18 protein-coding genes are annotated in these 22943 nt (G+C 72.1%); 13 read left to right on the top strand and 5 right to left on the bottom strand.

Annotation, left to right across the window (positions count from 1 at the left end; all coding sequences use genetic code 11):
- Positions 1–129: 129 nt before the first annotated feature.
- Genes ACFVYR_RS35155 through ACFVYR_RS35145 form a run of 3 tightly spaced genes read right to left on the bottom strand, consistent with a single transcriptional unit; the run spans position 130 to position 2946 of the window.
- Positions 130–1443 (bottom strand): coenzyme F420-0:L-glutamate ligase, encoded by a 1314-nt coding sequence (locus ACFVYR_RS35155; protein WP_384261705.1) that lies wholly within the window; start codon positions 1441–1443, stop codon positions 130–132.
- Positions 1440–2396 (bottom strand): 2-phospho-L-lactate transferase, encoded by a 957-nt coding sequence (cofD, locus tag ACFVYR_RS35150; RefSeq protein WP_384261703.1) that lies wholly within the window; start codon positions 2394–2396, stop codon positions 1440–1442. The genes ACFVYR_RS35155 and cofD overlap by 4 nt, the downstream gene beginning before the upstream one ends.
- Positions 2397–2430: 34 nt before the next feature.
- On the bottom strand, positions 2431–2946 hold the full coding sequence (locus tag ACFVYR_RS35145) for a cysteine dioxygenase (protein ID WP_384261701.1): 516 nt from the start codon (positions 2944–2946) through the stop codon (positions 2431–2433).
- A 647-nt stretch (positions 2947–3593) separates the two neighbouring features.
- On the opposite strand from ACFVYR_RS35145, the gene ACFVYR_RS35140 reads away from it, so the two are divergent.
- From ACFVYR_RS35140 to ACFVYR_RS35130, 3 genes are all read left to right on the top strand, one after another.
- Positions 3594–3857, top strand: coding sequence for a WhiB family transcriptional regulator (locus ACFVYR_RS35140; RefSeq protein ID WP_016642094.1), 264 nt, complete (start codon positions 3594–3596; stop codon positions 3855–3857).
- Between the two features lie 293 nt (positions 3858–4150).
- A complete protein-coding gene (locus ACFVYR_RS35135) occupies positions 4151–7918 on the top strand; it encodes a glycosyltransferase (protein ID WP_384261699.1) in 3768 nt (1255 codons plus the stop codon).
- Positions 7915–9405, top strand: a complete 1491-nt coding sequence (locus ACFVYR_RS35130; RefSeq protein ID WP_384261696.1) for a DUF5719 family protein — start codon at positions 7915–7917, stop codon at positions 9403–9405. Before ACFVYR_RS35135 ends, ACFVYR_RS35130 begins: the two co-directional genes overlap by 4 nt.
- An 88-nt stretch (positions 9406–9493) precedes the next feature.
- On the opposite strand, the gene ACFVYR_RS35125 is transcribed toward ACFVYR_RS35130, so the two are convergent.
- The gene (locus ACFVYR_RS35125) at positions 9494–9952 is read right to left on the bottom strand and encodes a metallopeptidase family protein (RefSeq protein WP_384261694.1); all 459 of its coding nucleotides are present in this window, start codon (positions 9950–9952) and stop codon (positions 9494–9496) included.
- Between the two features lie 272 nt (positions 9953–10224).
- On the opposite strand from ACFVYR_RS35125, the gene ACFVYR_RS35120 reads away from it, so the two are divergent.
- The 9 genes from ACFVYR_RS35120 to ACFVYR_RS35080 all read left to right on the top strand — a co-directional run bounded on the left by ACFVYR_RS35120 (position 10225) and on the right by ACFVYR_RS35080 (position 20523).
- The gene (locus ACFVYR_RS35120; protein ID WP_384261692.1) at positions 10225–10650 is read left to right on the top strand and encodes a DUF3499 domain-containing protein; all 426 of its coding nucleotides are present in this window, start codon (positions 10225–10227) and stop codon (positions 10648–10650) included.
- Positions 10651–10835: 185 nt separating this feature from the next.
- Positions 10836–12452: an L-lactate permease gene (locus tag ACFVYR_RS35115; RefSeq protein ID WP_384261690.1), complete on the top strand. Its 1617-nt coding sequence runs from the start codon at positions 10836–10838 to the stop codon at positions 12450–12452.
- Between the two features lie 235 nt (positions 12453–12687).
- Positions 12688–14052, top strand: a complete 1365-nt coding sequence (locus ACFVYR_RS35110; protein ID WP_384261687.1) for a phosphomannomutase/phosphoglucomutase — start codon at positions 12688–12690, stop codon at positions 14050–14052.
- A gap of 203 nt (positions 14053–14255) precedes the next feature.
- The gene (locus ACFVYR_RS35105) at positions 14256–14432 is read left to right on the top strand and encodes a Trm112 family protein (RefSeq protein ID WP_384261685.1); all 177 of its coding nucleotides are present in this window, start codon (positions 14256–14258) and stop codon (positions 14430–14432) included.
- A 53-nt stretch (positions 14433–14485) separates the two neighbouring features.
- Complete coding sequence (locus ACFVYR_RS35100; protein ID WP_384261683.1) at positions 14486–15685, top strand: SIS domain-containing protein; 1200 nt, start codon at positions 14486–14488, stop codon at positions 15683–15685.
- A 96-nt stretch (positions 15686–15781) separates the two neighbouring features.
- The gene (gene manA, locus ACFVYR_RS35095) at positions 15782–16933 is read left to right on the top strand and encodes a mannose-6-phosphate isomerase, class I (protein WP_384261680.1); all 1152 of its coding nucleotides are present in this window, start codon (positions 15782–15784) and stop codon (positions 16931–16933) included.
- Between the two features lie 111 nt (positions 16934–17044).
- On the top strand, positions 17045–18004 hold the full coding sequence (locus ACFVYR_RS35090; protein ID WP_384261678.1) for a cation diffusion facilitator family transporter: 960 nt from the start codon (positions 17045–17047) through the stop codon (positions 18002–18004).
- Positions 18005–18288: 284 nt separating this feature from the next.
- Positions 18289–19743, top strand: a complete 1455-nt coding sequence (gene ahcY, locus ACFVYR_RS35085) for an adenosylhomocysteinase (RefSeq protein ID WP_384261676.1) — start codon at positions 18289–18291, stop codon at positions 19741–19743.
- 165 nt (positions 19744–19908) lie between these two features.
- Positions 19909–20523, top strand: a complete 615-nt coding sequence (locus tag ACFVYR_RS35080) for a hypothetical protein (RefSeq protein ID WP_384261673.1) — start codon at positions 19909–19911, stop codon at positions 20521–20523.
- Positions 20524–20556: 33 nt separating this feature from the next.
- Here the strand turns inward: ACFVYR_RS35080 and ACFVYR_RS35075 are convergent, their stop codons facing one another.
- Positions 20557–21522, bottom strand: a complete 966-nt coding sequence (locus ACFVYR_RS35075) for an RDD family protein (RefSeq protein WP_384261671.1) — start codon at positions 21520–21522, stop codon at positions 20557–20559.
- An 88-nt stretch (positions 21523–21610) separates the two neighbouring features.
- On the opposite strand from ACFVYR_RS35075, the gene ACFVYR_RS35070 reads away from it, so the two are divergent.
- A complete protein-coding gene (locus ACFVYR_RS35070) occupies positions 21611–22618 on the top strand; it encodes a stage II sporulation protein M (RefSeq protein ID WP_384261669.1) in 1008 nt (335 codons plus the stop codon).
- Positions 22619–22943: the final 325 nt, after the last annotated feature.

The raw sequence follows: 22943 nt of genomic DNA, 5'->3' as shown, positions 1-22943 counted from the left end.
ACCAACCCCCACGCACCCGCACCAAACAACGCACGGGGCCCACCCCTAGGGGCGCGGGGAACTGCGCGACCAGCCACGACGGGCCCGCACCGGACAGCGCACCCTCGCCCCCCCACACACACATAGACGTCACCGCACCACAACAAACTCCCCCACAACCCGCGAACCCCGAGCCGGCGGCTCAACCGCAGGGTGTCCCACCGCCACCGCCCCCATCGGCTCCCAGGACGACGGCAGCCCGAGGACATCCCGTACGACATCCCGGCAGAACATCGTCGAGGAGACCCACGCCGACCCCAACCGCTCCCCGGCCAGCGCCACCAGGAAGTTCTGCACCCCCGCCCCCGCCGCGACCACGAACATCTCCCGCTCGGCCGCATCCCGCCGCGCGTCCCCGTACGCGTGCGCGCCGTCCAGCACCAGGCACGGCACCACCAGATAGGGGGCCTTGCGCAGTACGTCACCCCGGCGGACCCGCTTGGCGATGGACTCCTCCGACCTCCCGTCCCGCCGGAGATCCGCGATCCACGCGTCCCGCATCGCGTCGAGCAGTTCGACCCGCGACGCGGCGGACTCCAGCAGGACGAAGCGCCACGGCGTCGTGTGGTGCGGCGCGGGCGCGGTGAGGGCCGCGGCCACGGCCCGCCGCACGGCACCGGGATCGACCGCCTCGTCCGTGAACTCACGGACGGTACGGCGCCGCGTCACCGCTTCCCGTACCGCCTCGGACGTACCGAGCCGGAACATGTCGTCCCGCGCACCGCGCACCAGCGCCCGGGCCCCGGTGTCCGGCGCGTCCGCCGCCTCACCGGCCACCACGTGCGGCAGCCCGCGGACCACCGCGACCGGCAGCCCCGCGGCCTTCCCCTTGACGAGGTCGCCCGCGGCGGCCAGCTCGTCCGCCGTGGCGACGACGGTCGCGCTCAGCGGGTTGCCGTACGCGTCGACGCCGCCCCGCAGGTCGTCCAGGACCCGCACCCCGGCCGCCCCGATGGCGACGTCGGTGAGCCCGGCACGCCAGGGCCGCCCGAAGGTGTCGGTGACGACGACGCCGACGTCCACGCCCAGCGCGTCCCGCAGCCCGTCCCGCACGGCACGGGCCGACGCGTCGGGGTCGAGGGGCAGCAGCAGCACGGTCCCCGCCGGGGTGTTGGACGCGTCGACCCCGGCCGCCGCCATCACGAGCCCCTGCCGGTTCTCGACGATGCGCAGGGTTCCGCGCCGCGCCACCACCCGTACGGTCTCCTCGTCGATGGCCGCCTCGCGGTCGGCCGCCTCGACGATCCGCCCCTCGGCCTTGCTGACGATCTTGGACGTGACCAGGACCACGTCACCGTCGGCGAGCCCCGGCTCGGCGGCCGCGATCAGCTTGGCCAGGTCGTCGCCCGGCCGGACCTCGGGCAGTCCGGGCACGGCCCACACGCGGTAGGAGGGTGCACTCACGCGCGTACCTCCGAGGCGAGCGTGAGAGCCTGCCGCGCCATCTCGGCGGCGGCGTCGACGTCGGTCATCATCAGCGGCACGGCGCGGCACCGGATCCCGGCGCTCTCCACCCGCTCCACCACGCCCGCGTCGACACTGTCGACGAGCCAGCCGTCGAGAAGGCCGCTGCCGTAGTGCTCGGCGACGGCGGCGGCGCTGGTCTCCACGCCCACGGCCGCGAGGACCTTGTCGGCCATGCCCCGCACGGGGGAGTCGCCCACGATGGGGGAGAGCCCGACGACCGGCACGCCCGCGTCGGCGATGGCCTCGCGGATGCCCGGCACGGCGAGGATGGTGCCGACGCTCACCACCGGGTTGGACGGCGGGAAGAGCACGATGTCGGCCTCGGCGATGGCTTCGAGGACGCCGGGCGCGGGCTTGGCCTGCTCGGCGCCGACGGGCACCACGGCGTGCGCGTCCACGGAGGCGCGCAGCCGCACCCAGTACTCCTGGAAGTGCACGGCCTTCTGCTCGCCGTCGACCGTGACGGCGACGTGCGTCTCGACGCGGTCGTCCGACATGGGGATGAGCCGCACGCCGGGCTGCCACCGCTCGCACAGTGCCTGCGTGACGGCGCTGAGCGGGTAGCCGGCGCCCAGCATCTGCGTCCGCACGATGTGCGTGGCGAAGTCCCGGTCGCCGAGCCCGAACCACTCGGGTCCGACGCCGTAGGCCGCGAGCTCTTCCTTGACCTTGAACGTCTCGTCCGTACGCCCCCAGCCCTGCTCCTCGTTGATGCCGCCGCCGAGCGTGTACATCACGGTGTCCAGGTCGGGGCAGACCTTCAGCCCGAACAGGTGAATGTCGTCACCGGTGTTGCCGATGACCGTGATGTCCGCGTCAGGCGCGGCTTTCTTGAGCCCGCGGAGGAAACGGGCGCCGCCGATACCGCCGGCCAGGACCACAATGCGCATGGACCCCAGCATGTCAGGCGGATACGACAGTGCGTCAGGCGGTTACGGCATCCTCGGCGGTGCCGGGGGCGACGGCGGCGGCGCACCGGGCGGCGTGCATCGGCATCTCGGTCAGGCCGGGGTAGTAGATGTGCAGGCTGACGGCCGGTTCCAGGGAGTCGTTGACGACCTCGTGGACGTACCCGGGCGCGAAGGCGCGCTGCGCGCCCGCGCCGAGCGCCCGGGTGCCCCGCTCGGTGTGTTCGGTCAGCTCACCCTCAAGGAGGGTGAGCACGCCGGAGGAGCGTCCGTGGTCGTGCGTGCCGCTGCCCTGTCCGGGCACCCAGGAGAGCAGCCACACCTCGTAGCCCGGCCCGGTGCGCAGCCGGTGGTACCAGCGGGTGGTGGCGTCGTACTTGACGAGGTGGGCCCATTGGGCGCGGTCGGCGGCGATGGCGCGCCCGAGTCCTGCGAACTCGGCCACGGTGACGGGGTGCTCGCGGGCGGGCTGCAGGAGGTGCGGGACTTCGAGGAGGTCGCCGGCGATCTGGAGGTCGCTGTCGCTGTTCATCGTGCGGTGGTTCCTCAACGTAAGAGTGCTGGGGTGTCGCGAGAATGGTGAAGCGCGGGGGATGCGGAGAGAGCGAGAAACACGCGGGCCCCAAGAGAGTGGGCTCCGCGGCTCAACAGCTGGAGTGGCTCAACAGCTGGAGCAGGAACAGCGACAGCGCGCGTGGGCAGCACCGATGGACCCGCAGGTGCGGGTCATCGAAAGAGCCTGGTTCGCGAGCATGCCCACCAGAACAGCCGCTCACACCCTTCTGTGTCAACTCGCTGTCCGCTATGCGAGAGATGTTTCACCTCATCCGGTTGATCGTTCAGGCGAAAGGTTTGTGCACCCGCCTCTCGGGACACATGGCGCAGCAACCGGCACGCAAACGTCGACGTCCTCCCTATTGAGGCCTCGTGAGGTTCCTGAGGTTCTCCGGTGGGGGGAACGTTCGACGGGGCGTCGGACGGGCCATCGACGGTGTCATGGTTTATGCCGATTTGAACACTTTCCGCATACCCTTGGTTCCGCAGAGTGAATAAGGGGCCCAATAGCAGATCTCGGCTTGACTGGCCCGGATCGGCACACTTGTAATTTCACTCGTGTCGTTCAGTCGAAATCGGTAACGACAGCACCACGGGGACGCACAAGACAGACGAGGGGCGCACATGACCGAGCTGGTTCAGGAACTGCTGGTCGAGGACGCGGACGAAGAACTCGGCTGGCAGGAGCGCGCGCTGTGCGCCCAGACCGACCCCGAGTCCTTCTTCCCCGAGAAGGGCGGCTCCACTCGCGAGGCCAAGAAGGTCTGCCTCGCCTGCGAAGTCCGCTCCGAATGCCTCGAGTACGCACTCGCGAACGACGAAAGATTCGGTATCTGGGGCGGCCTGTCGGAGCGTGAGCGGCGCCGGCTGAAGAAGGCCGCGGTCTGAGCACGAGCGCTCTCGCCCGCGTACGAGAAGGCGGTACGCCAAGGCAGTACGCGAAGGCAGGACGAAGGAAGCACGTGAAGGAACCGGACCCCTGCGGGGCGTGCCGCCCGTCCAATTCGGCACACACCTCCCCCAACCAATGCGCAACGAACGGCCCGTCACCCGTGGGTTATCCACAGGCGGCGGGCCGTCCTCATGCCAGCCGTTAGTGTGGGGCCCCGTCCGAGACACCCCCGTGCCCCCGCAGGGCGCAGGCGTCCACCGCAGTCCATCGAACCGGGGCCCGTACCTCGATGTCCGTGCACAGCCATTCGGCAGCCAGTCACCACGACGCTGCCGCTCCCGAGTTCCCGCGGCACGTCGTGACCGCCGTCCTCGTCACCCACGACGGCGCCCGCTGGCTGCCCGACGCCCTGGCCGGGCTCCTCGGCCAGGAGCGCCCCGTGCAGAACGCGGTGGCCGCGGACACCGGCAGCGGCGACGACTCCGCCCGACTGGTCACCGAGGCACTCGGCGCCGACCGCGTGCTGCACCTCGCGCGCCGCTCCGGCTTCGGCACCGCCGTCGACGAGGCCGTCCGCTCCGCCGACGTGCTCACCCCCGAAGAGCTTCCGTACCTCAAGCGCCCCAGCGGCTGGGACCCGGTCAGCCGGAGCTGGCGCGACGACGCGTACGACCTGCCCGACCTGCCGCACGGCGAACCGGTGCAGTGGCTCTGGCTGCTGCACGACGACTGCGCGCCGGACCCCGACGCGCTCGCCGAACTGCTCCGCGTCGTGGAGAACGAACACGAGCTCGGCAAGGACGTCGCCGTCGTCGGCCCCAAACTCCGCGGCTGGTACGACCGCAGGCAGCTCCTGGAGGTCGGCGTCTCCATCGCCAACAGCGGCCGCCGCTGGACCGGCCTCGACCGCCGCGAGCAGGACCAGGGCCAGCACGACCACGTACGGCCCGTGCTCTCCGTCTCCACCGCGGGCATGCTGATCCGCCGCGACGTCTACGAACAGCTCGGCGGCTTCGACCGCCGCCTGCCACTGATGCGCGACGACGTCGACCTCTGCTGGCGCGCGCACGCAGCGGGCCACCGCGTCCTCGTCGCCCCCGACGCCGTCGTACGCCACGCGGAGGCCTCCTCGCGCGAGCGCCGCACCGTCGACTGCGTCGGCCGCACGGCGACGTCACCGCACCGCGTGGACAAGGCGGGCGCGACCTACGCCCTGCTCGTCAACGCCCGCACCGCCGTACTGCCCTGGGTCCTCTTCCGGATCGTCGTCGGCACGCTCCTGCGCACCGTCGCCTGCCTCGTCGGCAAGGCGCCCGGCCAGGCCCTCGACGAGATCGCGGGCCTGCTTGCGACGCTGCTGCGCCCCGGGCGCATCCTGAGCGCCCGGAAGCAGCGCGGCAAACCGCTGCCCGACGCGGGCGAGATGCGGGCCCTGTTCCCGCCGCCCGGCGCCACCGTCCGGGCCACCGTCGAACAGACCGCGGGCAGCCTCTTCGGCACCACCGACGCCGAGGCACCCGCGGGCGCGGGACGCCACGGAGCCGTCGAGTCCGGACCCGGCGGCGACGACGCCGACTTCCTGGAGATCGAGCAGTTCGCCCGCCTCAAGCGCATCGCCCGCAAACCGGGACCGGTGCTCTTCGTCGTCCTCCTCTTCGCGTCGCTCATCGCCTGCCGCGCCCTGCTCGGCACCGGCGCACTCGCGGGCGGCGCGCTGCTGCCCGCGCCCGCCGACTCCTCGGGCCTGTGGGACCGCTACCTGGACGGCTGGCACCCCGTAGGAACCGGCGGCACCCAGGGCGCACCGCCCTACCTCGCACTCGTGGCGGGCCTGTCCACCCTGCTCTTCGGCTCCACCGGACTCGCCGTCACCGTGCTGCTCGTCGGCTCCGTGCCGCTGGCCGGCTTCGCCGCGTACTTCGCCTCCCGCCCGCTCGTCACCTCGCGCCTGCTGCGCGCGTGGGCCTCGATCGCGTACGCCTTCCTGCCCGCCGCCACCGGCGCGCTCGCGGGCGGCCGCATCGGCACCGCGGTCCTCGCCGTCCTGCTGCCGCTCATCGCGCGCGCGGGCATCGCGGCGAGCGGCCTCGCCTCCGACGGGAGCAACCGCGGCACCTGGCGCGCCACCTGGGCGTACGCACTGCTGCTGACCCTCGCCACGGCCTTCACGCCGATCGTCTGGCCGATTGCCCTCGTGCTCGGCCTCGCCCTCCTCGTGGTGCGCCGCGGCGACATCAGCGCCTACGGCCTGCGCTTCCTCGCCGCGCTCGGCACCCCGCTGCTCGTCCTCGCGCCGTGGTCCCTGACGCTGCTGCCCTTCGGCTTCTTCAAGGAAGCGGGCCTGGAGTTCGGCGCGGGCTCCGCCTCCGCCCTCGACCTGCTCGGCGCCAGCCCCGGCGGTCCCGGCACCGTGCACGGGCTGCTGCTCATCGGCATCGTCCTTGCCGCCCTCGGCGCCCTGCTGCGCCGCGAGCGGCAGCGGGCGGTGCGCACGGCCTGGGCGGCCGCCCTGGTCTCCCTGGTCTTCGCCGTCCTGTCGAACCACTCGGCCTGGGCCGGCCCCGCCACCCTCGGCTACGGCATGGCCCTCCTCGCCGCCGCCGCGCTCGGCGCCGACGGTGCGCGCTCGCGGGTGGCCGAGCAGAGCTTCGGCTGGCGCCAGCCGGTGGCCGCGCTCATCGCGTTCGCCGCGGCCGCGGGGCCGCTGCTCGTCGCCGCGGGCTGGATGATCGGCGGCGCCGACGACCCCCTGGAACGGCGCGACCCGGTGCAGGTGCCCGCGTTCGTCGCGGAGGAGAGCGGCACGCAGGACCAGGCCCGCACCCTGGTCCTCGCCGGCGACTCGGCCGCCAAGGTCTCCTACACGCTCGTACGCGGCTCCGGCGGCCGGCTCGGCGACGCGGAACTCGCCGCGGCGGCAGCCAAGGACGAGCGGCTCGACAAGATCGTCGCCCGCCTTGTCGCCGGTTCCGGCGCGGACCAGGCCGACCAGCTCGGCGGCTTCGCCGTGCGTTACGTACTGGTGCACGACGGCGCACCCCGCCGGATGAGCCGCACCCTGGACGCGACCCCGGGCCTGACCCGGCTCAGCCAGGAGGACGGCAGCGCCCTGTGGCGCGTGGACCGGCAGGTGTCGCGCGCCGCCGTCGTCCCGAGAACCGGCGACCCCGAGCCCGTCGCGGCAGGACCCGTAGAGCTGCACACGAAGATCGACTCGGGCGACGGGGGCCGGATCCTGCGGCTCGCCGACTCGGCGGACCCGGGCTGGACGGCGACCCTCGACGGACGCCTGCTGCCCCGCACCACCGTGGACGGCTGGGCGCAGGGCTTCGAACTGCCCACCGTCGGCGGTCGCCTGGACGTCACCTACGACACCCCGTTGACGCACACGGCATGGCTGTGGGCGCAGGGCGCGCTCGCCGTAGTCCTCGTGGTGCTCGCCCTGCCCGGACGCCGCCGCGACGTCGACGACGACCTCCCCGAGGAGGCCGTCGTACCGGCCCAGGCGGTCGAGGGCGAGGGCCGCAGGGCGCGCAGGCTGCGCGCCCAGAGCGAGCTGGCCGCGCAGGAGGCGGGCCAGGACGTGCCGCCTCCTCCTTCGGAGGAGGCCCTGGCCGCCGTCCCGCAGCAGGCGCGGTCCTACGAGGAGTGGGACACCCCGGCCCCCGTGGGCGCCGAGCACGACGCGTACGGGGACGGGCAGCAGTACGAGGACGGCCGGCCGTACCAGGGCGGTCACCAGTACCAGGGCGACGAGTACCAGGCCGGACCGTACGAGCAGCCTGCGTACCAGCAGGACCCCTACCAGGGCGGCCAGTACGACCCGTACGGGTCCTACGGCGGCGCGGGCACGGTGGGCGGTGCCTACGGGAGCGAGCAGTACGGCGGCGAGCAGTACGGGGGCGATCGGTACGGCGGTGAACAGCAGGGCGGCGAGCAGCAGTACGCGCAGCCCTACGACCCCGCGTACGACCACCAGCGGCCCCCGATGCCGCCGCCACCCCCGCAGCCGCCCCACGGCCCCGACAGCGAGCGCCCCGACGGGAGCCAGCAGTGAACCGCACCACCCAGTCCCTGATCGCCGTGGTCGTCGCGCTCGGCGCCGTCACCGGGTACGCCGCGGCCGGCGGCCCGGACGACACCGGCGACGACACGGCGAAGACCGCGGCGCGCCAGCCCGTCGAGCGCACCAGCCTGCTCTGCCCGGTACCCAGCGGCTCCGACCTCGCCGAGACCTCGTACACCGCGTTCACCCCGAAGGGGAGCGGTGGCGAGGCCGCGGGCAAGGCGGAGCTGCTGCCCGTGGCCAAGGCGCTGACGGACGCGCCCAAGGACGACGGCAAGAACACCAAGCCCTTCCTCACCCAGAAGACGCCGGGCGAGCCGGTCGCGGGCGAGGAGTCCGGCGCCGAGGCGCCCGCCCTCATCGGCACGGCCGACGGCGGCCTGGCCCCCGGCTGGACCGTGCAGCAGACCACGACGTACGCGGCGGGCAGTGGCCGCGGCATGCACGGCACCAACTGCACGGCGCCCGACACCGACTTCTGGTTCCCGGGCGCGAGCACCGCCAAGGACCGCAGCGACTACATCCATCTGACGAACCCGGACGACTCCGCCGCCGTCGTCGACGTGGAACTGTTCGGCCCCGAGGGCGAGGTCACCTCCCAGGTGGGCGACTCGATCCAGGTGCAGCCGCACTCCAGCGTCCCGGTGCTGCTGTCCACCCTCGCCGACAAGCGGTACGCGAACCTCACGATGCACGTGACCGCGCGCAGCGGCCGGGTCGCGGCGGCCGTGCAGTCCTCCGACGAGAAGCTGGGCGGCGACTGGCTGCCCGCCTCCGCCGACCCCTCGGGCAGCCAGGTCATGCCCGGCATCCCGAAGGACGCCACCGCCGTACGCCTGGTCGCCTACGCGCCCGGCGCCGAGGACGCGGACCTCAAGGTCCAGCTGGTCTCGCCGACCGGCACCATCACCCCCGCCGGACACGAGAGCCTGCACGTCAAGTCCGGCATGACGGCCGCCGTCGACCTCGGCGACCTCACCAAGGGCGAGGCCGGCTCGCTGCTCCTGACGCCGACCGACACCGCGGTGCCCGTGGTGGCCGCGCTGCGCGTCACCCGCGGCAAGGGCGGCAAGCAGGAGACGGCGTTCATCCCGGCGACGGGCGCGGTGGGCGCGCGGGCGACGGTCGCCGACAATCGGGCCAAGGGCTCCACGCTCTCCCTGGTCGCCCCGGGCCGGACGGCGCGGGTGAAGGTCACGGCGTCGGCCGGCACCGAGGGCGGCTCACCCGTCACGAAGTCGTACACGGTCAAGGGCGGCACGACCCTGGCGATCGACCATCCGCCGGTGCCAGACGGCCTCAAGGGCACCTACGCGCTCACGGTGGAGCAGGTCTCCGGAGGCGAGGTCCACGCGGCGCGGACACTGTCGGCGCCGGAGGAGGGCATCCCGATGTTCACCGTCCAGACGCTGCCGGACGACCGGGGGACGGTCGAGGTGCCGGAGGCGGAACGGGACCTGTCGGTGCTGCAGAAGTGACGGCGGCTCATGTGACGGCGGCTCAAGTGGTGGCCGTCGGGAGGCGGCAGGAGGCCACCCGCGCGTGGGGGAGTGCGGGAAGTGGTTCTCAGTCCTCGTCCCCGTAGCGCGGGTCCACCGACTCGGGGGAGAGACCGAGCAGTTCGGCGACCTGCTCGACGACCACCTCGTGCACGAGCGCCGCGCGCTCCTCGCGCCCCTTGGTGCGGATCTCCACCGGTCGGCGGTAGATGATCACGCGGGCGGGCCGCCCCTCGGACGCGGACGCCGCGATCGTGCCGCCCAACGGCACCACCTCGTCCTGCCACTCCCCGTCGGGCCGCCCCAGGGGAGGCACTTCGAGCACCATGAATTCCATCTCGCCGAGCTGCGGCCAGCGTCGCTCCAGGCGCTCCACGGAGTCCTGCACGAGGTCGGTGAAGGCCTCGCCGCGGCTCGCCGAGAGCGGAACCTGGGGCGGCGCCACGGGCCCGCGCATGCCCCTGCCGTGGCGGTCGCGGCGACGGGGCCTCGGGTCTGCGGAACGTGGCTGTACGGGGTCGTCCATCACTGACGAAGCGTAGTCCCCGAGATCGGCCTTTCCGCGTGGTGCGCGCCATGTCGCTCGCTGACCGTTCCGGCACCCTTCCAGCAATCTTGGACTCAATTCCGTATCTCTCCCGGACCGCCGATCTCGCGCCGAATGACGTGATCCGCACCATGTGGTGACCGGATTCACCACGGTCCACCCCTGCGGTCACCGGTGTCCACGCAGGTCAGCGCGGTGTCCGTCCGGCATGGCGGGGCACGGGGTGCGGCACGACACGGTGGGGTGACCTCGTGGAGAGTCGTCGCGGCCCGCTCAAGAGTGCGGTACCGTCCAACGCTGTGAGCCCTGTACGTCGCTGTTCGCGCACCGCTTGCGGCCGTCCCGCCGTCGCGACGCTGACGTACGTCTACGCCGACTCGACCGCGGTCCTCGGCCCCCTCGCCACCTACGCCGAACCCCACTGCTACGACCTGTGCGCCCAGCACTCCGAGCGCCTCACCGCGCCCCGCGGCTGGGACGTCGTACGGCTCGCCGACGCCTCAGGCCCGGCCCGCCCCTCCGGCGACGACCTCGAAGCCCTCGCCAATGCCGTGCGCGAGGCGGCCCGCCCGCAGGAGCGCACGGCCGAGGCCGGCGGTGGCGGCGCGCGCTCGGCGGACCCGATGGAGGTCGCACGCCGCGGCCACCTCCGCGTACTGCGGTCGCCGGACTCCTGAGGCAGCGGCTCTACGGGACGCGGCCTCAGGGATACGTGGTCCTACGGAGTGCCCGGTTCTCCGAAACGTGGTCCTACGGAGAGCCCACTTCTCCGCTCCCTCACCGGATCTTCGCCTTCCGCCTCGTTGACGCGCCCGCGCCGGGGCCCTGACGATTTCGCCACCCCACAGCCGGGAGGCGCCCCGTGTTCACCCAGCAACTGGAGCCCGTGGCCGACTCGCTCGGCCTGTCCGCGCTCGTCGCGACCCTGCCCCTCCTGACCGTCCTCTTCCTGCTCGGCGCCGTCCGCATGAAGGCGCACCTGGCCGGGCTCACCGGCCTCGCCGTCGCCGTCCTCGTCGCGTGGCTCGCCTACGGCATGCCGCTCGGCCAGACCGCGTCGAGCGCCGCGCAGGGAGCCCTCTTCGGCCTCTTCCCCATCCTGTGGATCGTCGTCAACGCCCTGTGGATCCACCGCATGACGGTCCGCACCCGGCACTTCGACATCCTGCGCCGCTCCTTCGGGCGGCTCTCCGACGACCCCCGCATCCAGGCGCTCGTCGTGGCCTTCTGCTTCGGGGCGCTCCTGGAGGCGCTCGCCGGTTTCGGGGCGCCCGTCGCGATCAGCGCGGTCATGCTCGTGGCCCTCGGCTTCGACCCGGTGCGTGCCGCGGTCGTCTCCCTCGTCGCCAACACCGCGCCGGTCGCCTTCGGCGCCCTGGCCACCCCCGTGGTGACGCTGGCTCAGGTGACGGGCCTTCCGCTGGACACCGTCGCCACGGTCGTCGGCCGCCAGACACCGCTGCTCGCCCTGGTCGTGCCGCTGCTCCTGGTGGTGCTCGTGGACGGGCGGCGCGGGCTCCGCGAGACCTGGGTGCCCGCCCTGGCCTGCGGCCTCGCCTTCGCCGCCGCCCAGTTCGCGGCCTCCAACCACGTCTCCGCGCAGCTCGCCGACATCGGCGCGGCCCTCGCGGGCGCGGGCGCCCTCCTCGCGGCGCCGCACGCCCGCAGGCCCGCCGCCGAGCCCGTCCGCGCCGCGGTCCTCACCGGCGTACGCAGCGAGAACCTCGACCACGCCGACCCGCGCCCCGAAGTGCTGCGCGCCTACGCCCCGTACGCCCTGATCGTCGCCGTCTTCTCCCTCGCCCAGCTCCCCGCCGTCAAGCACCTCCTCGCCAAGGCGACGCGCACCTTCGACTGGCCCTTCCTGAACGTCGGCGACCCCTCGGGGCACCCGGTCGGCGGCAACGTCTTCACGCTGCCGCTCGTGTCGACCGGCGGCACGCTCGTGCTGCTCGCGGGTGCGGGCACCGCGGCGGTCATCGGGGTGCACGCGCGCGTGGCGGTACGGGAATGGGCCGCGACCGTCCACGAGATGCGCCACGCGATCCTCACCGTGACGTCCGTACTGGCGCTCGCCTACGTCATGAACCTCTCCGGGCAGGCCGCCACGATCGGACACTACGTGGCCGCCGCGGGCGCGGGCCTCGCCTTCCTGTCACCGGTACTCGGCTGGTTCGGCGTCGCGGTCACCGGCTCCGACACCTCCTCCAACGCCCTCTTCGGCGCACTCCAGGTGACGGCGGCCCAGCAGTCCGGGCTCTCCCCGGAACTCCTCGCGGCCGCCAACAGCTCGGGCGGCGTCCTCGGCAAGATGATCTCCCCGCAGAACCTGACGATCGCGTGCGCCGCCGTCGGACTCGCGGGCAAGGAGGGCGACCTGCTGCGCAAGGTGCTGCCCTGGAGCCTCGGACTGCTGCTGGTGATGTGCCTGATCGTGGTGGGGCAGAGCACGGCGGTGCTGGGCTGGATGCTGCCGTAAGAGCCTGTCTTCGAACCCCCGTCTGCGCCCCGACGCCCGGCACGCGCCCGCGCTTCGCGCGGACGACGGGGGTTCAAGGACAGGCTCTGAGTGTGCGGGCCCGACGCCGGGGTACAGGCTGTCGCGACGCGCGGCCGGGTGTCGGTCGCAACGGGTAGTTTTGTGACGACGGAGGGCTCGACGGAGGTCTCTGTCGTACTCGCTGAACTCGCAGAACTTGCAGAGAGGGTTGGCCGTGACTGCTGATCTGTCCCAGATCGTGAAGGCGTACGACGTCCGCGGGGTGGTCCCGGACCAGTGGGACGAGTCGCTCGCCGAGCTCTTCGGGGCGGCCTTCGCGCAGGTCACGTCGGCGGACGCGATCGTCGTCGGGCACGACATGCGCCCCTCGTCGCCCGGCCTCTCGCGGGCCTTCGGACGCGGCGCGGCCGCACGCGGCGTGGACGTCACGGAGATCGGGCTCTGCTCGACGGACCAGCTGTACTACGCCTCCGGGGCGCTGAACCTGCCGGGCGCCATGTTCACGGCGTCGCACAACCCCGCCCAGTACAACGGCATCAAGATGTGCCGCGCCGGAGCCTCCCCCGTGGGCCAGGACACCGGCCTCGCGGAGATCCGCGCCCTCGTCGAGGGCTGGCAGCGCACCGGCGCCCCCGGGCCCGCCGCGACCACGGGCACCCTCACCAAGCACGAGACCCTCACCGAGTACGCCGCCCACCTGCGCGGCCTCGTCGACCTCACCGCCATCCGCCCGCTCAAGGTCGTGGTGGACGCGGGCAACGGCATGGGCGGCCACACCGTCCCCACCGTCTTCGAGGGCCTGCCCCTGGAACTCGTGCCGATGTACTTCGAGCTGGACGGCACCTTCCCCAACCACGAGGCCAACCCCCTGGACCCGGCCAACATCGTGGACCTCCAGCGGCGGGTGCGCGAGGAGGGCGCCGACCTCGGCATCGCCTTCGACGGCGACGCGGACCGCTGCTTCGTCGTCGACGAGAACGGCGACCCGGTCTCCCCGTCGGCCATCACCGCCCTGGTCGCCTCCCGCGAGCTGGCCAGGCACGGCGGCAAGGGCACGGTCATCCACAACCTCATCACCTCCTGGTCGGTCCCCGAGGTCGTCAAGGAGAACGGCGGCACACCGGTACGCACGCGCGTGGGCCACTCCTTCATCAAGGCGGAGATGGCGAGGACCGGCGCGATCTTCGGCGGCGAGCACTCCGCGCACTACTACTTCAAGGACTTCTGGAACGCGGACACGGGCATGCTCGCCGCGCTCCACGTCCTCGCGGCCCTCGGCGGCCAGGAAGGACCGCTCTCCGCGCTCGTCGCCCAGTACGACCGCTACGCGGGCTCCGGCGAGATCAACTCCACGGTCGACGACCAGACCGCCCGCCTCGCCGCCATCAAGGCGGCGTACGGGGACCAGGAAGGCGTGACCCTCGACGAGCTCGACGGCCTCACCGTGACCGCCGCCGACTGGTGGTTCAACGTACGCGCGTCGAACACCGAGCCCCTGCTGCGCCTGAACGTGGAGGCGCGCGACGAGGCGACCATGGCCAAGGCGCGCGACGAGGCCCTGGCGATCATCCGCGGCTGAGCCCCGGCCCCCGAGGACCCTCCGCGGCCGGCCCCCGCACCCACCGCGGAGGGGCCCGTTCACCGGCCCCTCCGCATCCCCCACGCCCCACCTCTCACGGAGGTAGGCTGACCAGGCCGCATCCGCGCGGCGAAAGCGCGGAGCCCGCGCGAAGCGCGAACACGCCCAGCACGACATCACGTCAGCTCGAAGGGACCCACCCCATGCCGCTCGAAGCCGGCCTCCTGGAGATCCTCGCCTGCCCGGCCTGTCACGCCCCCCTCAAGGAGACGGACACCGAGCTGATCTGCACGGCGAACGCCAAGGAGTGCGGCCTCGCCTACCCGGTCCGCGACGGCATCCCCGTACTCCTGGTCGACGAGGCGCGCCGCCCCGCGTAAGGCAGGACCCGCACGCAGTACACCGTGCACGGCGAATCGGAGGCCCGACCCCCATGCTCGACGAGTCGCTGCTTGACGCCCCGGAGGCGCTGGCCCGAGCCGACCGCCGCGGACTGCTGCGCGGCGCGGCGGAGGCGGGCGCCCGCGTCCGCACCGCCGTCCGGCACGCCGCGGAGGCCGGCCTCACGGAGCTCAAGCCCGACGGCAGGCCCCGCGCCGTCCTCATCGCGGGCCCCGGTACCGCCGCGGCCTGCGTCGCCGACCTCCTGGACGGCCTCGCGGGCGCCGGATGCCCCGTCATCCGCCTCGCCCCGACCGGCGTAGCCCCCGCCGCGGGCGCCCTGCGCTGGTCACTGCCCGGCTGGGTCGGCCCCGTCGACCTGCTGCTCATCGCCACCCCCGACGGCACCGAGCCCGGCCTCTCGCTCCTCGCCGACCAGGCGTACCGCCGCGGCGCCACGGTCGTCGCGGTCGCCCCCGCACGCACCCCGCTGGCCGAGAGCGTGGACGGCAGCCACGGCCTCACCGTCCCCATGGCCTGCTCGCCCTACGGCGCGTACGAAGGCGCCCACGACGAATCCGACCGCGACTCCGCCACGTACGAGGCACGCCGCGTCGAGGACGAAGCCGCCCCAGGCGCCCCCGGCACCCTCTGGGCCCTCCTCGTCCCGCTGCTCGTACTCCTGGACCGCACCGGGCTGCTCGCCGCCCCCGTCGACACCCTGCAGAAGGTCGCCGACCGCCTCGACCACGTCGCGGAGCGCTGCGGTCCGGCCATCGCGACGTACAGCAACCCGGCCAAGACCCTCGCCGCCGAGCTGGCCGACTGCCTGCCGCTGATCTGGACCGAGGGCCGGTCCGCCGGTGTCGTGGGCCGCCGCTTCGCCGCCACCCTCGCAGAGCTGGCCGGGCACGCGGCGCTCGCCGCCGAACTGCCCGAGGCGCTGCCCGCGCACGGCGCCCTCCTCGCGGGCAACCCCGCGGGCGGCGACGACACCGACGACTTCTTCCGCGACCGCGTCGACGACCCGGCCGCCCTTCGCGCGCGCGTGGTGCTGCTCCGCGACTCCCCGGTGGACGCCGGGGGCCTCACCGCGGCCCCCGCCGCCCGCGAGCTCGCGCACGGCCACGACATCGCGCTCAGCGAGCTGGAGCCGGAGGACGGCGAGGAGCTGGAAGCACTCGCGGAGCTGATCGCCGTCACGGATTTCGCCGCCGTTTACCTGGCACTCGCCGCGGGGGACCGATCATGACCCCGCAGGCCGCACCGCCGCCGCCCGCCGCGGCAGTGGTCCTGCGCCACTCGCGGCAGTAGTCCAGCATTCGCGTACGTAAGGGAGAACCCCTCCGTGGACCGCCTCAGCAACACCATCCGCCCCTACGCCTGGGGTTCCCCCACCGCCATCGCGGAGCTCATAGGCGCCGAGCCGAGCGGCGAACCGCAGGCCGAGATGTGGATGGGCGCCCACCCGGGCGCACCCTCGCGCACCGCACGCGGCGCACTGAACGAGGTCATCGACGCGGACCCGGAGCGCGAACTCGGCAAGGCGGCAACCGACAAATTCGGCCCGCGCCTGCCCTTCCTCCTCAAGATCCTCGCCGCCGGCGCCCCGCTCTCCCTCCAGGTCCACCCCGACCTCACCCAGGCGCAGGAGGGGTACGCGGACGAGGAGCGCCGCGGCGTCCCGATCGACGCCCCGCACCGCAACTACAAGGACGCCAACCACAAACCCGAACTGATCTGTGCCCTCACACCGTTCGACGGCCTCTGCGGCTTCCGCGCCCCCGCCGAGACCGCGGACCTCCTGGCGGCCCTGGACGTCGACTCCCTCAAGCCGTACGTCGACCTGTTGCGCGCCCAGCCCGAAGAGGCCGCGCTGCGCGAGGTCCTGACGGCCGTACTGAGCGCCGATCCCGAAGAGATGGCGGAGACGGTCACCGACGTCACGGCCGCCGCCCGGCGCCTCGGCGGTGTCTACGAGCCGTACGCGGGCATCGCCCACCACTACCCCGGCGACCCCGGCGTCATCGCGGCGATGCTCCTCAACCACGTGCGACTGCAGCCCGGCGAGGCCCTGTTCCTCGGAGCGGGCGTCCCGCACGCCTACCTCGACGGCCTCGGCGTCGAGATCATGGCCAACTCCGACAACGTCCTGCGCTGCGGCCTGACCCCGAAACACGTCGACGTCCCCGAGCTCCTGCGCATCGTCCGCTTCGAGGCGACCGAGCCCGGCGTGCTGCGCCCGGAAGCGTCCGCCGCGGGCGAAGAGGTCTACGAGACCCCGATCGACGAGTTCCGCCTCTCCCGCTTCGTCCTGCCGGAGGGCGCCGCTCCGCACGACCTCACCGCCACGACCCCGCAGATCCTGCTCTGCACGGCGGGCTCCGTCCAGGCGGGCGAACTGATCCTGGCGCCCGGCCGGTCCGCGTTCGTCCCGGCGAGCGAAAAGGCCGAACTGTCCGGTACCGGCACGGTTTTCCGGGCCACTGTGGTGGCCTGACGCACCAGCACCCTCCCGTGCTGCAACAATGACCCACCGTAAACGGCGGGCAAAGTGCTGCCCGCCGACGACGGCCGACAACGTACGAAGGCGAAGGGACCCCGGGCACTTATGAGCGCGTCAGGCGGAACAAAGGCGATTGTCGCGGCACTCGGCGCGAACCTCGCGATCGCGGTGGCGAAATTCGTCGCGTTCATCTTCAGCGGCTCGTCCTCGATGCTCGCCGAGAGCGTCCACTCGCTCGCCGACTCCGGCAACCAGGGGCTCCTGCTGCTCGGCGGCAAGAAGGCCCAGCGCGAGGCGACCCCGCAACACCCCTTCGGCTACGGCCGCGAGCGCTACATCTACGCCTTCCTCGTATCGATCGTCCTCTTCTCGGTCGGCGGCATGTTCGCGGTCTACGAGGGCTACGAGAAGATCAAGCACCCGCACGAGCTGGAGCACTGGTACTGGCCCGTCGGGGTCCTGGTGTTCGCGATCATCGCGGAGGGCTTCTCCTTCCGTACCGCCATCAAGGAGTCCAACGAGACGCGCGGCCAGCTCAGCTGGACGCAGTTCGTCCGCCGCGCCAAGGCCCCCGAGCTGCCCGTCGTCCTCCTGGAGGACTCCGGCGCACTGGTCGGCCTGGTCCTCGCCCTCGGCGGCGTCGGTCTCGCCCTGGCCACCGGGGACGGCGTCTGGGACGGCATCGGCACGCTCTGCATCGGTCTCCTGCTCATCCTGATCGCGATCGTCCTGGCCGCGGAGACCAAGTCGCTGCTGCTCGGCGAGGCCGCGGGCACCGAGGAGGTCAGGAAGATCGAGCAGGCCGTGGTCGACGGCGAGACGGTCACCAAGGTCATCCACATGCGCACGCTCCACCTCGGCCCCGAGGAACTGCTCGTCGCCGCCAAGATCGCCGTCCAGCACGACGACACGGCCGCCGAGGTCGCCTCCGCGATCAACGCCGCCGAGGAACGCATCCGCGCCGCGGTCCCGATCGCCCGCGTGATCTACCTCGAACCGGACATCTACAGCGAGACGGCGGCAGCCGCGGGCGCGAACCCGGCGAAGTCGCCCGGCGGCCACTGAGTCTTGCTCGTACGTACGTCGATGGGGCCCCGCACCGGTGTGGTGCGGGGCCCCATCGACATGTCAGCCCATGAAGGCGGGCTGGGGCCAACTGGGCCAACCGGTGTAGCTTGGGGATGAGCCAGACGTCGCTGCTGATGGCGGTCGGGCGGTCCACGCACGGACTGTCCGAGGGAGAGAGGGCCTCCGACGGACTGCGCTGCGCGCGTCTGTGCACCCTTGTGCCCGACGCCGCAGGTCAGCCATGTCCACCCTCGATCGATCCCACGAGGAGCAGCTCACTCATGACTCTCATCAACGGCCAGGACTTCAAGGTCGCCGACCTCTCCCTCGCCGCGTTCGGCCGCAAGGAGATCACCCTCGCCGAGCACGAGATGCCCGGCCTGATGGCGATCCGCCGGGAATTCGCCGCCAGTCAGCCGCTGGCCGGCGCCCGCATCATGGGCTCCCTGCACATGACCGTGCAGACCGCCGTGCTCATCGAGACCCTGGTTGCGCTGGGCGCCGAGGTCCGCTGGGTCTCCTGCAACATCTTCTCCACCCAGGACCACGCCGCTGCGGCCATCGCCGTCGGTCCGAACGGCACGCCGGAAGACCCCCAGGGCATCCCGGTCTTCGCCTGGAAGGGCGAGACCCTCGAAGAGTACTGGTGGTGCACGGAGCAGGCGCTGACCTGGCCGAACACCCCCACCGGCGGCCCGAACATGATCCTGGACGACGGCGGCGACGCCACCCTCCTCGTCCACAAGGGCGTCGAGTACGAGAAGGCCGGCAAGGTCCCGTCCGTGGACACCGCCGAGAACGACGAGCACCGCGTCATCCTGCAGCTCCTCAACCGCACCATCACCGAGGGCTCGCAGAAGTGGACCCAGCTCGCCTCGGAGATCCGCGGCGTGACCGAGGAGACCACCACCGGCGTCCACCGTCTCTACGAGATGCAGCGCGACGGCGTCCTCCTCTTCCCGGCGATCAACGTGAACGACGCCGTGACGAAGTCGAAGTTCGACAACAAGTACGGCTGCCGCCACTCGCTCATCGACGGCATCAACCGCGCCACGGACGTCCTCATCGGCGGCAAGACCGCCGTCGTCTGCGGTTACGGCGACGTGGGCAAGGGCTGCGCGGAGTCTCTGCGCGGCCAGGGCGCCCGCGTGATCATCACCGAGATCGACCCGATCTGCGCGCTCCAGGCGGCGATGGACGGCTACCAGGTGACGACGCTGGACGAGGTCGTCGAGACGGCCGACATCTTCATCACCACCACGGGCAACAAGGACATCATCATGGCCTCCGACATGGCCAAGATGAAGCACCAGGCGATCGTGGGCAACATCGGCCACTTCGACAACGAGATCGACATGGCCGGCCTGGCCGCCATCGAGGGCATCGTCAAGGACGAGGTCAAGCCGCAGGTGCACACCTGGACCCACCCGGACGGCAAGGTCCTCATCGTGCTGTCCGAGGGCCGCCTGCTGAACCTGGGCAACGCGACGGGCCACCCGTCCTTCGTGATGTCCAACTCCTTCGCGGACCAGACCCTGGCCCAGATCGAGCTGTTCACCAAGCAGGAGGAGTACCCCACCGACGTCTACGTGCTCCCCAAGCACCTGGACGAGAAGGTCGCCCGCCTGCACCTCGACTCGCTCGGCGTGAAGCTGACCAAGCTCACCCCCGAGCAGGCCTCCTACATCGGCGTCGAGGTCGACGGCCCCTTCAAGTCCGACCACTACCGCTACTGACGGTCGGAGACCGAGGCCAGCAGCCACTCGCCACCGGCCGACAGTCCGCAGATCAGCGTCACTTCAGCAGGCCCTCGCCCCCGCGGCGGGGGCCTGCCCCTTTGAGGCGGCGCACCAGCGGACCCGTCACAGCCCGCCAAGCACCCCAGGACCAGGACCACGCCCATGCCCCGCGGCCGATATTCGCTCCACGATCCGCACGACCACACCCCCCTCGGCGAAGAACACTTCCACTGCGCGCCCGGCCCCTCCGGCTGGCGCTACGTCGCCCAACGGACCACCCCCTCAGCCACCCCCGCGGGCTCCGTCGACCTCGCACTCGACGACCGCGGCCGCCCCATCCGCCTGGAACTCCACGCGGGCGACTGGCAGGTCCGCGCAGGCGCCCTCAACGGCGTCACCTGGGTCCGCACCGACCCCACCGGCACGCACGCCACCGAAGACAACGCCCCCGCCCACGCCTTCACCGGCACGTCCCCCGCTTTCCTCATCGCGACGGCCCGGCTCCTGCGCCTGACCCCCGCTTCCCCCGCGACCCGAATCCGCCTGGTCGCCTTCACGGACCCGGTCCTCGCCCCCCGCACCCTCGACCAGTCCTGGGCCCTGCTGAAAAGAGAAGCACACGCCACTGACAACGGCCCGCTGAACGTGGACGAATACCAGGTCACAGCCCTGGACACCGGTGAACAGCACGCCGTCCACATCACCGGCGACGTAGTCCTCGCGGCCCCCGGCATCGAGCTCGAACACCTCGAAACCCCACCGTCGAGCTTCACCTGAGACCGCGCCGCCCCCGCCCGGCCCGACGGACGCTCAAGCAGGCGGCACGAACCCCGTGCCCGCCGACGGAGACGGTGACTCACCTTCCGGCCCGGTCTGCTCCACGGGCTCCACGGGCTCAGACACAACAGCAGGAGTCCAGGCCGCCGAACCCCAAGAGCTCACGCCGGCACCAGCAGTGCCACTACCAGCAGCGTCGCCACCGGCAACCGGAAAAGCGGGAGCACCCGACCCACCCCCGGATTCCACCGCTCCACCAAACGCCCGCCGCGCGTCCCGAGCCTGCCGCTCATGCACGACAGCCGCCAGATAGGCGGCCGGCGGAACTCCGTACGGCGCGGGAGCCCCGGTCCGCTCCACCAGATCACCGGCGAGCCGCTCGGCCATGGCCCAGCCGACCTGCGGATCCAGCTGCCCCATCCGCGTGAGGTACTGCCGGATCGCCAGCCACAGCCCCTCGGGCACCCCCGACAGATCCAGCCCGGCGAACCGCCCGGCCAGCCAGGGCGGAGGCGGCGGTACGAAGGCCGCCCGCGCCGCGGGCACCCGTTCCCGCACGACCAGCGTCCCCGCGAACACATCGCCGAGCCGCCGCCCCCGGGCCGACACCAACGACGCGATACACGCGACGACCCCGAACGTCAGCAGAATCTCGACGACCCCGACGGCACCCCGCACCAGCGCGTGCCGGAACCGGATCGGCCCCCCGTCGTCCCGCACGACCCGCAGCCCGCACGCCAGCTTCCCGAGTGAACGCCCATGGCTGAGCGTCTCCACCGCTATGGGCCCACCGACCAGGACCAGTACGAAACTGGCGACCGCGACGGCCGCGGCGGCGGCGTCGTCCAACGAAGAGGTCGAGGCGATGATCCCGAGGGTCACCACGAGATAGACCGTCCACGCCACGACCATGTCGATCAACACGGCCAACGCCCGGCTCGGCAGTTTCGCGGGGCGCATCTCCAGCGCCACCGCCTCGCCCGTCACAAGCTCACTCACGCCCGCCGCCCTTCCCCGCCCTGCCGTAGGACTGGCCAGTCTGCCAAGCTGAACAGCCACGCGCCGCAGTACGAGGAGCAGCCACCCGATGGACCTCGACGTCTTCGTGTCCGCCCACCGAGCCGAGTGGGACCGCCTGGACGCCCTGCTGCGCCGCCGACGCCGCCTCACCGGCGCCGAGGCCGACGAACTCGTAGCCCTCTACCAACGCGCCGCCACCCACCTCTCCCTCATCCAGTCCAGCGCCCCGGACCCGCAGCTCACCGGACGCCTGACACATCTGGTGGCACGCGCGCGAAGCGCCGTGACCGGCACGCGCCGCGCCTCCTGGCGCGACGTGACCCGCTTCGTGGCCCACGGTTTCCCCGCGGCGGTCTACCGCTCCCGTCGCTGGTGGATACCCACCGCCCTGCTCTCGACGGTCCTGGCAGCGGTCATCGGCTGGTGGGTCGCCACCCACCCCGAGGTCCAGTCCTCGATCGCGGCCCCCGGTGATCTCCGCGAGATGACGCGTCCGGGTGGTGAGTACGAGACGTACTACTCCAGCCATCCCGCGGCCTCCTTCGCCGCGCAGGTCTGGACGAACAACGCGCAGGCAGCGGCGATGTGCCTGGTGCTGGGGGCCTTCCTCTGCTTCCCCGTCCTATGGATCCTCTTCCAGAACATGCTCAACCTCGGGGTGGGCATGGGCCTGATGTCGTCGGCCGGACGCCTCGACACCTTCCTCGGCCTGGTCCTGCCGCACGGTCTCCTGGAACTGACCGCCGTCTTCGTGGCCGCGGGCACGGGTTTGCGCCTCGGCTGGACCGTCATCGACCCGGGTCACCGAACTCGCCGCACCGCACTCGCGGAGGAGGGCCGCGCAGCCCTCGGTATGGCCATCGGTCTGGCCCTGGTCCTTTTCGTCTCCGGCGCCATCGAAGGCTTCGTCACCCCCTCGGGCCTCCCCACATGGGCCCGCATCGCCATAGGAGTCGCCGCCGAGCTGCTCTTCCTCGTGTACGTCTACGCGGTGGGCGGCCGAGCGGCCCGCGCAGGCGAGACAGGCGACGTTGACCAGCAAGAACGCAGCGCGTCGGTACCCACAGCGGCGTGATGTGCGCAGGCCCCCGGCAACCTGCTAGTCTCCTTCTCGCCCCGGAAAAACCGTTGACACGGAAGGACCGGGGAGGTAGATTCGAACAGTTGCCTAGAGTTGGACAAGTCCAACGGCGGCGGTTAACATTTACCTGCTTCTCGAATTACATCGATACGAGAAGCCACCCCCGATCAATCGGAATCCGAAGCCGGTAAGTCCGGCCGAAAACTTCTGATAAAGTCGGATCAGCCGAAAGGCAAAGGCCCTCCAACGGCCACCGGAAATGAAATCCGAACCGGAAACGGAACGGAAAACGGATCTGGTAAGGTTGGAAACACGAAAT

Source organism: Streptomyces sp. NPDC058284 (assembly GCF_042881135.1).
Classification (GTDB): Bacteria; Actinomycetota; Actinomycetes; order Streptomycetales; family Streptomycetaceae; genus Streptomyces.
The sequence above is the reverse complement of the archived record's forward strand: the minus strand, read 5'-3'. Positions and strand labels throughout refer to the sequence as shown.